This is a genomic window from Pseudomonas sp. p99-361 (assembly GCF_003935475.1).
In the GTDB taxonomy this organism is placed as follows: domain Bacteria; phylum Pseudomonadota; class Gammaproteobacteria; order Pseudomonadales; family Pseudomonadaceae; genus Aquipseudomonas; species Aquipseudomonas juntendi.
This window is the reverse complement of record NZ_RHQO01000034.1, coordinates 40911-54471: the sequence shown is the minus strand read 5'-3', so window position 1 is coordinate 54471 and position 13561 is coordinate 40911. Positions and strand designations below refer to the sequence as shown.

General features: G+C 63.4%; 16 protein-coding genes. All 16 read left to right on the top strand.

Annotated elements, in window-relative coordinates; genetic code table 11:
• Positions 1-182 precede the first annotated feature (182 nt).
• Positions 183-515: a flagellar hook-basal body complex protein FliE gene (gene fliE, locus EGJ22_RS16125; protein WP_003254438.1), complete on the top strand. Its 333-nt coding sequence runs from the start codon at positions 183-185 to the stop codon at positions 513-515.
• A gap of 15 nt (positions 516-530) precedes the next feature.
• On the top strand, positions 531-2309 hold the full coding sequence (fliF, locus tag EGJ22_RS16120; RefSeq protein WP_047149764.1) for a flagellar basal-body MS-ring/collar protein FliF: 1779 nt from the start codon (positions 531-533) through the stop codon (positions 2307-2309).
• Entirely contained in the window at positions 2302-3321 is a 1020-nt protein-coding gene (fliG, locus tag EGJ22_RS16115; protein ID WP_003254434.1) for a flagellar motor switch protein FliG, read from the top strand. Before fliF ends, fliG begins: the two co-directional genes overlap by 8 nt.
• 96 nt (positions 3322-3417) lie before the next feature.
• Positions 3418-4206: a flagellar assembly protein FliH gene (gene fliH / locus EGJ22_RS16110; RefSeq protein ID WP_009683205.1), complete on the top strand. Its 789-nt coding sequence runs from the start codon at positions 3418-3420 to the stop codon at positions 4204-4206.
• Positions 4196-5551: a flagellar protein export ATPase FliI gene (fliI, locus tag EGJ22_RS16105; RefSeq protein WP_029885652.1), complete on the top strand. Its 1356-nt coding sequence runs from the start codon at positions 4196-4198 to the stop codon at positions 5549-5551. Before fliH ends, fliI begins: the two co-directional genes overlap by 11 nt.
• A 6-nt stretch (positions 5552-5557) precedes the next feature.
• Complete coding sequence (gene fliJ, locus EGJ22_RS16100) at positions 5558-6010, top strand: flagellar export protein FliJ (RefSeq protein WP_009683208.1); 453 nt, start codon at positions 5558-5560, stop codon at positions 6008-6010.
• A gap of 114 nt (positions 6011-6124) precedes the next feature.
• Positions 6125-6427: an STAS domain-containing protein gene (locus tag EGJ22_RS16095; RefSeq protein WP_009683209.1), complete on the top strand. Its 303-nt coding sequence runs from the start codon at positions 6125-6127 to the stop codon at positions 6425-6427.
• An 8-nt stretch (positions 6428-6435) separates the two neighbouring features.
• Entirely contained in the window at positions 6436-8127 is a 1692-nt protein-coding gene (locus tag EGJ22_RS16090; protein ID WP_009683210.1) for a fused response regulator/phosphatase, read from the top strand.
• A 47-nt stretch (positions 8128-8174) separates the two neighbouring features.
• On the top strand, positions 8175-8522 hold the full coding sequence (locus tag EGJ22_RS16085) for an Hpt domain-containing protein (protein ID WP_033690485.1): 348 nt from the start codon (positions 8175-8177) through the stop codon (positions 8520-8522).
• Positions 8523-8592: 70 nt separating this feature from the next.
• On the top strand, positions 8593-9855 hold the full coding sequence (locus EGJ22_RS16080) for a flagellar hook-length control protein FliK (protein WP_009683212.1): 1263 nt from the start codon (positions 8593-8595) through the stop codon (positions 9853-9855).
• Between the two features lie 207 nt (positions 9856-10062).
• Positions 10063-10560 (top strand): flagellar basal body-associated protein FliL, encoded by a 498-nt coding sequence (fliL, locus tag EGJ22_RS16075; RefSeq protein WP_009683213.1) that lies wholly within the window; start codon positions 10063-10065, stop codon positions 10558-10560.
• Between the two features lie 9 nt (positions 10561-10569).
• Positions 10570-11538, top strand: coding sequence for a flagellar motor switch protein FliM (gene fliM / locus EGJ22_RS16070; RefSeq protein ID WP_009683214.1), 969 nt, complete (start codon positions 10570-10572; stop codon positions 11536-11538).
• A gap of 47 nt (positions 11539-11585) precedes the next feature.
• On the top strand, positions 11586-12053 hold the full coding sequence (gene fliN, locus EGJ22_RS16065; protein WP_029885654.1) for a flagellar motor switch protein FliN: 468 nt from the start codon (positions 11586-11588) through the stop codon (positions 12051-12053).
• Positions 12054-12500 (top strand): flagellar biosynthetic protein FliO, encoded by a 447-nt coding sequence (gene fliO, locus EGJ22_RS16060; protein WP_009683217.1) that lies wholly within the window; start codon positions 12054-12056, stop codon positions 12498-12500. It abuts the gene before it with no gap.
• A complete protein-coding gene (gene fliP / locus EGJ22_RS16055) occupies positions 12500-13267 on the top strand; it encodes a flagellar type III secretion system pore protein FliP (protein ID WP_009683218.1) in 768 nt (255 codons plus the stop codon). The genes fliO and fliP overlap by 1 nt, the downstream gene beginning before the upstream one ends.
• A 21-nt stretch (positions 13268-13288) precedes the next feature.
• Positions 13289-13558 (top strand): flagellar biosynthesis protein FliQ, encoded by a 270-nt coding sequence (gene fliQ, locus EGJ22_RS16050; RefSeq protein ID WP_009683219.1) that lies wholly within the window; start codon positions 13289-13291, stop codon positions 13556-13558.
• Positions 13559-13561: the final 3 nt, after the last annotated feature.

Here is a 13561-nt window from a genome sequence, read left to right as displayed (position 1 = left end):
CGCGGGCGGCGCTCAATCTCACAGGCACTGAAGATGCAGCGGCTACCCTTGCCAGGAACCATAGAATCTCCCACAGGGGTGTGATGTTGCCTGAACGATAGAGGCTGGCACCTTTGTTGCTTTACGTAGGCTATTCGCTGCATGGGTGTCAAAAAAATGCGGCCGCAGGAGAGAGAAGGGTCATGAGCCAAGGTGTTGAATTCAATCGTCTGATGCTGGATATGCGCGCCATGCAGGCCGACGCCATGTCGCTGCCCAAGGTCACCGCTGCCCCCGAGCTGGCGCCAGGTCAAAGCACCTTTGCCGACATGCTCGGCCAGGCCATTGGCAAGGTGCATGAAACCCAGCAAGCCTCGACCCAGTTGGCCAACGCCTTCGAAATCGGCAAGAGCGGCGTCGACCTTACCGACGTGATGATCGCTTCGCAGAAGGCCAGCGTGTCGATGCAGGCCATGACCCAGGTACGCAACAAGCTGGTCCAGGCGTACCAGGACATCATGCAGATGCCGGTTTGAGGACGGATGTAACCCATGGCTGAAGCAGTCGTCGATAACGCCCCCGCCAAGGCTGGTTCGCCAGCGGCCAAGCCGCCGCTGTTCGGCATGGCGTTTCTGGAAAACATCGCGCAGATGCCCATGCTGCGGCAGGTCGGCCTCATGGTCGGCCTGGCGGCCAGCGTGGCGATCGGCTTTGCCGTGGTGCTGTGGTCGCAGCAACCCGATTACCGTCCGCTGTACGGCAGCTTGTCGGGCATGGACACCAAGCAGGTCATGGACACCCTGGCTGCGGCCGACATTCCGTACAACGTCGAACCCAATTCTGGCGCCTTGCTGGTCAAGTCCGATGACCTCGCCCGTGCACGCCTGAAGCTGGCCGCGGCGGGCGTGGCGCCAAGTGACGGCAACGTGGGCTTCGAACTGCTCGACAAGGAGCAGGGCCTGGGCACCAGCCAGTTCATGGAGGCTACCCGCTACCGCCGCAGCCTGGAAGGCGAGCTGGCGCGCACCGTGTCGAGCCTGAACAACGTCAAGGCCGCCCGCGTTCACCTGGCCATTCCGAAAAGCTCGGTGTTCGTGCGCGACGAACGCAAGCCCAGCGCTTCGGTACTGGTCGAGTTGTACCCAGGCCGCGCCCTGGAACCCGGGCAGGTGATGGCTATCGTCAACCTGGTCGCCACCAGCGTGCCGGAGCTGGACAAGTCACAGGTCACCGTGGTGGACCAGAAGGGCAACCTGCTGTCCGAGCAGATCCAGGATTCTGCGCTGACCCAGGCTGGCAAGCAGTTCGACTACAGCCGCCGGGTGGAAAGCATGCTCACCCAGCGTGTGCACAACATTTTGCAGCCGGTGCTGGGCAACGACCGCTACAAGGCCGAAGTATCCGCCGACCTGGACTTCAGCGCAGTCGAGTCCACTTCCGAGCAGTTCAACCCCGACCAACCAGCGCTGCGCAGTGAGCAGTCGGTTGATGAGCAACGTGCCAGCAGCCAAGGCCCGCAGGGCGTGCCTGGGGCACTGAGCAACCAGCCGCCCGGTGCGGCCACAGCACCGCAGACCACCGGTGGCGCCGCCACCCCGGCAGCGGCCATTCAGCCTGGGCAACCGCTGGTCGATGCCAATGGCCAGCAGATCATGGACCCGGCCACCGGCCAGCCGATGCTCGCGCCGTACCCGTCGGACAAGCGGCAGCAAAGCACGAAGAACTTCGAGCTGGACCGCTCGATCAGCCACACCCGCCAGCAGCAAGGGCGCATGACCCGTCTGTCGGTGGCCGTGGTGGTCGACGACCAGGTCAAGATCGACCCCGCGACTGGTGACGCCACCCGTGCCCCGTGGGGCAGCGAAGACCTGGCGCGCTTCACCCGCCTGGTGCAGGACGCCGTTGGTTTCGATGCCAGCCGTGGCGACAGCGTGACGGTGATCAACGTGCCGTTCGCGGCCGACCGTGGCGAGGAAATTGCCGACATCGCCTTCTACCAGCAGCCGTGGTTCTGGGATATCGTCAAGCAGGTGTTGGGCGTAGTGTTCATCCTGGTGCTGGTATTCGGTGTACTGCGGCCGGTGTTGAACAACATTACAGGGGGCGGCAAGCAAGCTGCCCCGGATAGCGACATGGAGCTGGGCGGCATGATGGGTCTGGATGGCGAACTGGCCAACGACCGCGTCAGCTTGGGTGGCCCGACAAGCATTCTGCTGCCTAGCCCAAGCGAGGGTTACGAGGCACAGCTCAACGCAATCAAAGGCCTGGTGGCCGAAGACCCGGGCCGTGTTGCCCAGGTCGTGAAAGAGTGGATCAACGCCGATGAGTGATAACCGAGCCGTTACCGCCAAGCTGAGCCGCGTGGACAAGGCGGCGATCCTGTTGCTTTCGCTGGGTGAAACCGATGCGGCGCAGGTGCTGCGGCACATGGGCCCCAAGGAGGTACAGCGGGTAGGTGTGGCCATGGCGCAGATGGGCAATGTGCACCGTGACCAGGTCGAGCAGGTGATGAGTGAGTTCGTCGATATTGTCGGCGACCAGACCAGCCTGGGCGTGGGCTCCGATGCCTATATCCGTAAGATGCTCAACCAGGCGCTGGGCGAGGACAAGGCCAACGGCCTGGTCGACCGCATCCTGCTGGGTGGCAATACCAGTGGCCTGGACAGCCTGAAGTGGATGGAGCCGCGCGCCGTGGCGGATGTGATCCGCTACGAGCACCCGCAGATCCAGGCCATCGTGGTCGCCTACCTCGACCCCGACCAGGCCGGCGAGGTACTGAGCAACTTCGATCACAAGGTGCGCCTGGACATCGTGCTGCGCGTGTCGTCGCTCAACACTGTGCAGCCAGCAGCCTTGAAGGAATTGAACCAGATTCTGGAGAAGCAGTTCTCGGGCAACTCCAACGCCGCGCGCACCACCCTGGGTGGCATCAAGCGCGCCGCCGACATCATGAACTTCCTCGACAGCTCCGTGGAAGGCGCGTTGATGGACGCGATCCGCGAAATCGACAGCGACCTGTCGGAGCAGATCGAAGACCTGATGTTCGTCTTCAACAACCTGGCCGATGTCGACGACCGCGGTATCCAGGCGCTGCTGCGCGAGGTGTCGTCGGACGTGCTGGTGGTATCGCTCAAGGGTGCCGACGAGCGCGTCAAGGACAAGATATTCAAGAACATGTCCAAGCGTGCCTCGGAGCTGCTGCGCGACGACCTGGAGGCCAAGGGCCCGGTGCGGGTCAGCGATGTGGAAACGGCGCAAAAGGAAATCCTCACCATTGCCCGGCGCATGGCCGAAGCCGGCGAGATCGTGCTTGGCGGCAAAGGCGCCGAGGAAATGATTTAAGCGGCAAGCTAAAAGAAACAGCAGCCCTTGCGCAGCCTGCTTTTTTCTTCAAACTTGCCGCTTGAAGCTTGCCGCTATGACCCACAGGCATTACCAATGTCCACCAAAGAACACCACCCCAGCGACCTGATCCGTGCCCGCGACCTCGAGGGCGTGGATGTATGGGCGTTGCCCAGTTTCGACCCGCAACCCGAGCCCCAACCTGAGCCAGAACCCGAGGTGGTTGAGGACGAAATCGAGGAAGTGCCGCTGGAAGAAGTCCAGCCACTGACCCTGGAAGAGCTCGAAGCCATACGCCAGGAAGCCTACAACGAGGGCTTCGCCACCGGTGAGCGCGAGGGCTTCCATAGCACCCAGCTCAAGGTTCGCCAGGAGGCCGAAGAGGCGCTCAAGGCCAAGCTCGACAGCCTTGAGCGGCTGATGAGCAACCTGATGGCGCCGATTGCCGAGCAAGACACGCAGATCGAAAAGCAGCTGGTGCATCTGGTCGCGCACATGACCCGCCAGGTGATCGGCCGTGAGCTGCGCACCGACTCCAGCCAGATCGCCCAGGTGTTGCGCGAGGCACTCAAGCTGCTGCCCATGGGCGCGGACAACATTCGTATTCACCTCAACCCGCAGGATTTCGAGCTGGCCAAGGCCCTGCGTGAACGGCACGAGGAAAACTGGCGGCTATTGGAAGACAGCGCCTTGTTACCGGGGGGTTGCCGCATCGAAACCGCGCACAGTCGCATCGACGCGAGCATGGAAACGCGTACCGAAAAGGCCGTGGCGCAGTTGTTCGACCAGTTGCACGACCATTCCCTGCACCCGGCTCAACCCGACCTGGCGATAGACCTGGATGCGCCGCTCGAGCCTGCCGTGGACAACCCTGATGCGCCTTGAACGCACCAGTTTCAGCAAGCGCCTGGGCAGTTACGCCGAGGCCATTGCGCTGCCCGCCCAGCCCATCGTCGAAGGCCGCCTGCTGCGCATGGTCGGCCTTACCCTGGAGGCCGAAGGTCTGCGTGCCGCCGTTGGTAGCCGCTGCCTGGTGATCAACGACGACAGTTATCACCCGGTGCAGGTCGAGGCCGAGGTCATGGGCTTTGCCGGGTCCAAGGTGTTCCTCATGCCGGTGGGCAGCATTGTCGGCATTGCCCCGGGCGCACGCGTGGTGCCGCTGGATGACGGCGGCCGCCTGCCCATGGGCATGAGCATGCTCGGCCGGGTACTGGACGGTGCGGGCCGCGCGCTGGATGGCAAGGGCGGGATGAAGGCCGAGGATTGGGTGCCGATGGACGGCCCGGTGATCAACCCGCTCAACCGCGACCCGATCAGCAAACCGCTGGATGTGGGTATTCGCAGCATCAACGGCCTGCTGACCGTCGGCCGGGGTCAGCGCCTGGGCCTGTTTGCCGGTACCGGCGTGGGTAAATCGGTATTGCTGGGCATGATGACCCGCTTCACCGAAGCGGAAATCATCGTGGTCGGCCTGATTGGCGAGCGGGGCCGCGAGGTCAAGGAATTCATCGAGCACATTCTCGGTGAGGAGGGCCTGAAGCGCTCCGTGGTGGTCGCCTCGCCGGCCGACGATGCCCCCCTAATGCGCCTGCGCGCCGCCATGTACTGCACGCGCATTGCCGAGTACTTCCGCGATAAAGGCAAGAATGTGCTGTTGCTGATGGATTCGCTGACCCGTTTTGCCCAGGCCCAGCGGGAAATTGCCCTGGCCATTGGCGAGCCGCCGGCCACGCGGGGTTATCCGCCGTCGGTGTTTGCCAAGCTGCCCAAGCTGGTGGAGCGGGCGGGTAATGGCTTGCCGGGCGGTGGGTCGATCACCGCGTTCTATACCGTGCTGTCCGAAGGTGACGATCAGCAAGACCCCATCGCGGATTCGGCGCGTGGTGTGCTTGACGGGCACTTCGTGCTGTCGCGGCGCCTTGCGGAGGAAGGCCATTACCCGGCCATCGATATCGAAGCCTCGATCAGCCGGGTGATGCCGCAGGTGGTGGATGCCGACCACTTGCGCCAGGCGCAGAAATTCAAGCAGCTGTGGTCGCGCTTGTCGCAAAGCCGCGACCTGATCAGCGTGGGTGCCTATGTGGCGGGCGGCGATCCGGAGACTGACCTGGCGATTGCCCTGCAGTCGAAGCTGGTGGGCTTCTTGCGCCAGGGCCTGCGTGAAAACGTGGATATGGCGCAGAGCCGTGAAGAGCTGGGGGCGATCTTCACGCCCCCGGCCGGCTGATAGGCCATGGCCCTCCCTGGGCGCGCCGCGCGCCTGGCGCCGGTGGTGGACATGGCCGAAGAGGCCGAGCGCAAGGCCGCCCAGCGGCTGGGCCATTTCCAGCAGCAAGTTGCCGTCGCCCAGGCCAAGCTGGCCGAGCTGGAGCGGTTTCGCGAAGACTACCAGCAGCAGTGGATCAACCGCGGTGGGCAGGGGGTCAATGGCAACTGGCTGGTGAACTACCAGCGCTTCCTTGGCCAGTTGGAAACGGCGATGGCCCAGCAGCGGCAGAGCCTGGTCTGGCATCAGAACAACCTCAACAATGCCCGTGGCACGTGGCAGCAGGCCTACGCCCGGGTGGAGGGGCTGCGCAAGCTGGTGCAGCGCTACCTGGACGAGGCCCGCCGCGCCGAGGACAAGCGTGAGCAGCGCCTGCTGGACGAGTTGTCCCAGCGCCTGCCGCGGCAAGATCAGTTCTGAATCCGTGGCGTCGCTTTGTGAAGCGGCCTGTGGGCGCCGTGTTCTTGCCGCCCGTGCCATCGCCTGCTAAACCTTCAACAAGCTGTATTCGCCATCATCGAAGGAATCGCTCGCATGGCAGTGGAAACTGATCTCACGCAGGATGGGAAAACGTTGACGATCAAGATCAAAGGACGCTTCGATTTCAGCCAGCATCAGGAATTTCGCGGTGCTTATGAGCGCCAACCAGGCGGGCACGATCGCGTGGTTGTCGATCTGAAAGACACGACCCACCTCGACAGTTCGGCCCTGGGCATGCTGTTGCTGCTGCGTGACCATGCGGGAGAAGCGGTCGAGGTTGAAGTGATGAATCCCAGCTCCGATGTGCGCAAGATTCTCGCCATCTCCAATTTCGAAAAACTCTTCAAGATCAGCTGAGCGCCGACATGCCGGCCGAACAGGCATTGACCGTACTGGTTGCCGAGGACGGTGCCGCCGACCGTCTGTTGCTGGCGCAGATCGTGCGCCGCCAGGGGCACGAGGTTGTCACTGCGGAAAATGGTGAGCAGGCCGTGGCGCTGTTCGTCGAGCGGCGCCCGCAGTTGGTGCTGCTGGATGCGCTGATGCCGGTCATGGACGGCTTCGAGGCGGCGCGGCAGATCAAGGCCCTGGCCGGCGAGGCGCTGGTGCCGATCATTTTCCTCACCTCGCTGAACGAGGAGGAGGCCCTGGTGCGTTGCCTGGAAGCGGGCGGCGATGACTTCATGGCCAAGCCCTACAGCGCGGTAATACTGGCAGCCAAGATCCGCGCCATGGACCGCCTCCGTCGGTTGCAGGGTACCGTGCTGGCGCAGCGCGACCAGATCGCCCGGCACCACCACCACTTGCTCAACGAACAGCGGGTGGCCAAGGCCGTGTTCGACAAGGTGGCGCATGCCGGCTGCCTGGCGGCGCCGAACATCCGCTACCTGCAATCACCCTACGCCTTGTTCAATGGTGACCTGATGCTGGCGGCCTTCACGCCGGCCGGCGACATGCGTGTACTGCTGGGTGATTTTACCGGCCACGGCTTGCCGGCTGCGGTGGGTGCCATGCCGCTGGCGGAGGTGTTCTACGGCATGACCGCCAAGGGCTACGGCATGGCCGAGGTCCTGCGCGAGATGAACGCCAAGCTCAAGCGTATTCTGCCGGTCGACATGTTCTGCTGCGCGGTGCTGCTGAATCTGAGCATGCAGTGTGGCGCAGTGGAGGTATGGAATGGCGGCATGCCTGACGTCTACCACCTCTCGCTGGATGGCCAGGTGTTGTCGGTGCTGCAGTCTCGGCACCTGCCGCTGGGTATTCTGGCGGCCGAACGCTTCGATGCCAGCACAGAGATGTTGCCGCTGGTGCCAGGGGAGCGCCTGTTCCTGCTGTCGGACGGGGTGCTGGAAACTGCCGACGAGCAGGAGCGCCTGTTCGGCGAGCGGCGCCTGCGCGAGGTGCTGAACGCCAATCGTGACCCGGCCTGCTTGTTCGACGAGCTGCTGTTGGCCCTGGAGCGTTTTGGAGGGCACCCGCGCGACGATATCAGCCTGTGCGATATCCGCATGTTCGGTGCCAAAGAGCGGCCACCGATGCCGGTGGTCTACGCTGACAGCGGCCGGTCAAGCCCGCAGGACTGGTCGTTGGCGTTCGAGGTGCGGGGTGCCAGCCTCAAAAGTTTCAACCCGGTGCCCTACTTGGTGCAGTTGTTGCAGGAAATACCCGGCTTGCGAGCGCGCACTGGCCACCTGCACAGCGTGCTCAGCGAGTTGTATTCCAATGCGCTGGAGCATGGCGTGCTCGGTCTGGATTCGCAGCTCAAATGCGATGTGCAGGGCTTTGCCGACTATTATCAAGAACGGGCGCGGCGCCTGGCATCGCTGGCTGAAGGTTGTGTAAGCATCCGTTTCAGGGTTGAACCGCGTGGCCAGGGTGGGCGTCTGAGTATCGAAGTCAGCGACAGCGGCGCTGGTTTCGATGTGCCGAGCGTACTGGCACGGGCTGTGCCGGACCACGGCCTGAGTGGGCGTGGTCTGAAACTGGTGCGGCAGCTGGCCGGTGATGCGCGCTGGGCAGAGGGTGGGCGGTGTGCGCAGGTGGAATTCGAATGGTGAGCCCCGGGCGGGCTTGGGCATAATCTGCTTGATCAGGGAGTGAGCAAGTGATGGACATGCATATCGATCACCAGGTTCTCAAGGGCCTGCGTGAGGTCATGGAGGATGAGTATCTGACGTTGGTGGAGACGTTTCTCACGGACTCGGAGCGCCGCGTGGAGCAGCTACTTGCGGCGAAAAATGCGGCAGAACTCAGGATGGCTGCACACAGCTTCAAGGGCAGTAGCAGCAATATGGGCGCCATGGTGTTGGCCAGCCTGTGCCAGCAGCTTGAAGAGCGTGCGCGGCGGCCGCCGCTGTATGGCATCGAGGACCTGATCAGCCGCATTGATCGGGAGTATCAGGAGGTAAAGCGCTTTTATCGCGGTGAGAAAGATCGCATTTCTACCGGCTGACGGGTAGTTGGCGCGAGTCTTGCTTTTCTCCGCCAGGAAGATACTCACGTTCTGGCGCGGAGACCGCTCGATGCCTGTCGCACCCAACCCTTTGTTGCAAGCCAATGCCCCCGCCAGTAGCGCGCGTTCAACTGCCCTGCAGGCAGACAAACCCGTGCAGGCGTTGGGCGACAAGGGCGACGGCTTCGACCAGGTCATGGCCCGGCAGCGGCGCAACCCGCCGGCTGGGCCCGATGACAAGGTTGCCCAGGCCAGGCCCAAGGACAAGCCGGAAGCGGCTGTTGGCGGCAAGAAAGACCCGGGCAGCAAGGCAGCGGTTGCCGATGACGGCAACAAATTGCCAGATGACGATACCGCCCAGGCCGATACCGGGCTGACGGACGCCAGCCTGGTGGCCGGGCAGGTCACCGATGGCCAGCCCGGCGGGCAGTTGATCCAGGCCCAGGCCGAGGCGGTGACGCCCGTGTTGCAAGCCGCCACGGCGCAAGCCCAACTGGCCACCGCAGTGCCGGCAGAACCCACCGAAGAAGCCTTCGACCCTGACGCCGACCCCTTGGCCAACCTGCCAACCCTGCGCCTGGCGCTGGAGCACAGCGCCCAGGCCAAAGGCAGTACTTCCGCACATGCCCTTGATCCGGCTCAGGCCCAGGGCGATGACGCCCGCGCTGCCGTCAATAGCTTGACGACTCTGGTCGAGCAAAGCGAGGGCGACGCTACCGAGTCCGGTGACGGGGCGTTCGGTGCCTTGCTCGAAGATGGCCTGAAAGACACCAAGAGCGCTGCCAGCGACACCCGTATCGACGACTTCGCCAATCGTCTGGCCAGCCTGACCCAGGCAGCCACGGCCAAGACCGCCAACGCGGTGCCGGCCAGTGCCAGCCCGCTGCACCAGCCCTTGCCGATGAACCAGAATGCGTGGGCTGAGGGCCTGGTCAACCGGGTCATGTACTTGTCCAGCCAGAATCTCAAGTCGGCGGATATCCAGCTGGAGCCGGCCGAGCTGGGCCGCCTGGACATTCGCGTCAATGTGGCAGCGGACCAGGCGACCCAGATCACCTTCATCAGCGGCCACGCGGGCGTGCGTGATGCTCTGGACAGCCAGGTGCACCGCCTGCGCGAGCTGTTCGCCCAGCAGGGGCTGGCGCAGCCCGACGTCAACGTCGCCGATCAGTCGCGGGGGCAGCAGCAGCAACAGGGCCAGGCACAGGACAGCAACCTGTCCGGGGTGGCCGCGCGGCGGGCCGGGCAGGGTGGGGGCGAGGTTGTCGAGAGCGCCCGGCCTGTGGAGCAGCAGGTGGTTGTCGGCGACAGTGCGGTCGATTACTACGCCTGATGCCGGGTAGCCTGTTCCGGCCTGTTCGCGGGCTTGCCCGCTCCCACAGGGGTTTGCAACCTGTGCAGTACCTGTGGCAGCGGGCATGCCCGCGAAGAAGACAGCACCGCAAATCCTGCTGAAACGAGCTTCTGAATAATCTGGCATAACACTTGCTCAAGCCAAGCCATCCTCCTTTGAACCCCCGATGGACGACGGATTATTGGCATGGCGAAGAGCGAAGCAGTCAAAGACCCCGCCACAAAAGGCAAACTCAAGCTGATCATCATGGCTGTCGTCGGCTTGTTGCTGGCGATCGGCCTTTCGGTGGGCGCTACCTGGTTCATCATGCACAAGAGCGAACCGGCGCCGGCCGCCGAGGCGGCAGCCAGCAACGTCAAGCCAGCAGCGATCTACCAGGCGCTGACCCCGGCCTTCGTGGTCAACTTCAACCAGAACGGGCGCCAGCGCTACATGCAGGTGAGCATCACCATGCAGGCGCGCAACCAGGCAGACCTGGATGCACTCAAGGTGCACATGCCGGTTATCCGCAACAACCTGGTGATGATGTTCTCCGGGCAGGGCTTCGACGCCCTCGCCAGCAGCCCGGTCGGCCAGGAAATGCTGCGCCAGAAAGCCACTGCCGTGGTCCAGGAAGTGGCGCAGAAGGAACTTGGCAAGCCGGTCATCGACCAGCTGCTGTTCACCAATTTCGTATTGCAGTAGGAGTCCGTCATGGCCGTACAGGACCTGCTGTCCCAGGATGAAATCGATGCCCTGTTGCACGGCGTCGACGACGGGCTGGTGCAGACCGAGACCGCCGCGGAGCCCGGCAGTATCAAAAGCTACGACCTGACCAGTCAGGACCGTATCGTGCGCGGTCGCATGCCGACCCTGGAAATGATCAACGAGCGTTTCGCCCGCTACACCCGCATCAGCATGTTCAACCTGCTGCGCCGCTCGGCCGACGTGGCCGTGGGTGGCGTGCAGGTGATGAAGTTCGGCGAGTACGTGCACTCGCTGTATGTGCCGACCAGCCTGAACCTGGTCAAGATCAAGCCATTGCGCGGCACTTCGCTGTTCATTCTCGACGCCAAGCTAGTGTTCAAGTTGGTGGACAATTTCTTCGGCGGCGATGGCCGCCACGCCAAGATCGAGGGCCGTGAGTTCACCCCCACCGAGCTGCGCGTGGTACGCATGGTGCTGGACCAGTGCTTCGTCGACCTGAAGGAAGCCTGGCAGGCCATCATGCCGGTGTCTTTCGAGTACATGAACTCCGAGGTCAACCCGGCCATGGCCAACATCGTCGGCCCGAGCGAGGCAGTGGTGGTGTCCACCTTCCATATCGAGCTGGACGGTGGTGGCGGTGACCTGCACGTGACCATGCCGTATTCGATGATCGAGCCGGTGCGGGAAATGCTCGACGCCGGTTTCCAGTCCGACCTGGACGACCAGGACGAGCGTTGGGTCAAGGCCCTGCGCGAAGACGTGCTGGATGTTGCCGTGCCGATGACTGCCACCGTGGCCCGGCGCCAGTTGAAGCTGCGCGACATCCTGCACATGCAGCCTGGCGATGTGATACCGGTGGAGTTGCCCGAGCACCTGGTGTTGCGCGCCAATGGCGTGCCGGCGTTCAAGGCGCGGCTGGGCTCGCACAAGGGCAACCTGGCGCTGCAGATCATCGACCCGATCGAACGCCGCTGACGGCGTGCCGGTCGCCCCTAACGAATTGAATGCCTGTCGAGGAAACCATGGCTAACGAAAACGAGATCACCTCCCCAGAAGATCAGGCCTTGGCCGATGAGTGGGCCGCCGCGCTGGAAGAGACCGGTGCTGCCGGCCAGGCGGACATCGATGCGCTGCTGGGCGGTGACACCGGCAGCCACAGCGGCCCGGGCCGCCTGCCAATGGAAGAGTTCGCCAGCTCGCCCAAGCCGAACGAAAATGTCAGCCTCGAAGGCCCGAACCTGGATGTGATCCTGGATATCCCGGTGAACATCTCCATGGAAGTGGGCAGCACCGAGATCAACATCCGCAACCTGCTGCAGCTCAACCAGGGTTCGGTCATCGAGCTTGACCGCCTGGCCGGCGAGCCACTGGACGTGCTGGTCAACGGTACGTTGATCGCCCATGGCGAAGTGGTGGTGGTCAACGAGAAGTTCGGCATTCGCCTGACCGACGTGATCAGCCCCAGCGAACGCATCAAGAAGCTGCGCTGAGTGAAGGCCACGATACGCGCCATCGCGGCACTTGCGGCGTTGTTTGGCAGCCACGCCTGCCTGGCAGCGGCCACCCCCACGGCCACGCCGACAGCGGCGCCTGGCAGCCTGGGCGGGCAACTGGCGCAGATGGTCTTCGGCCTGCTGCTGGTGGTTGGCCTGATTTTCTTCCTGGCCTGGCTGCTGCGGCGTTTGCAGAGCACGGCGGTGAAGGGTGGGCAGGTGATCGAGATCGTCGGCAGCCGCGCCATCGGCCCGCGCGATCGCCTGTTGCTGGTGCAGGTGGGCAAGGAGCAGATTTTGATAGGCCATACCCCGGGCAGCATCGAGGCATTGCATGTGCTGGCAGAGCCGGTGCAGGTGCCGGAAAACGCTCGCCAGGCGACGCCGGAGTTTGCCCAGCGGTTGATGGAGTTGATGGGCAAGAACCCTAAGGACAACAGGTGATGAGCGGCGCGCTGCGTAGGTTGTTGGGGCCGATGTTGACAGTGGCGCTGTTGCTGGCCGCGCCGTTGGCGTTGGCCGCCGACCCGTTGTCGATTCCGGCCTTTACCCTGTCCAATACTGCGGACGGGCAGCAGGAATATTCGGTCAGCCTCCAAATCCTGCTGATCATGACGGCGCTGAGCTTTATTCCAGCGTTCGTCATCCTCATGACCAGCTTCACCCGTATCATCATCGTGTTCTCGATCCTGCGCCAGGCCCTGGGCTTGCAGCAGACACCGTCGAACCAGCTGCTGACCGGCATGGCGCTGTTCCTGACGATGTTCATCATGGCCCCGGTGTTCGACCGGGTGAACCAGGATGCCTTGCAGCCTTACCTGAAAGAACAGATGACCGCTCAGCAGGCCATCGACAAGGCCCAGGGCCCGCTCAAGGACTTCATGCTGGCGCAAACCCGGCAAAGCGACCTGGACCTGTTCATGCGCTTGTCCAAGCGCACCGACATTGCCGGGCCCGATCAGGTGCCGCTGACCATCTTGGTGCCCGCGTTCGTCACCTCCGAGCTGAAAACGGCGTTCCAGATCGGCTTCATGATTTTCATCCCGTTCCTGATCATCGACATGGTGGTGGCCAGTGTGCTGATGGCGATGGGTATGATGATGCTGTCGCCGCTGATCATTTCGCTGCCGTTCAAGATCATGCTGTTCGTGCTGGTCGATGGCTGGGCGCTGATCATGGGCACCCTGGCCAGCAGTTTCGGCGGCGTCTGACGCCGTCAAGGAGAGCCGCCGATGACACCTGAAGTCGCTGTCGACCTGTTCCGTGATGCCCTGTGGCTGACCACCCTGATGGTGGCCGTGCTGGTGGTGCCAAGCCTGCTGGTGGGCCTGGTGGTGGCGATGTTCCAGGCCGCCACGCAGATCAACGAACAGACCCTGAGCTTTCTGCCGCGCCTGCTGGTGATGCTGATCACGCTGATCGTTGCCGGGCCGTGGCTGGTGCAGAAGTTCATGGAGTACATCACCACGCTCTACGCCAACATTCCGCAGCTCATAGGTTGATGC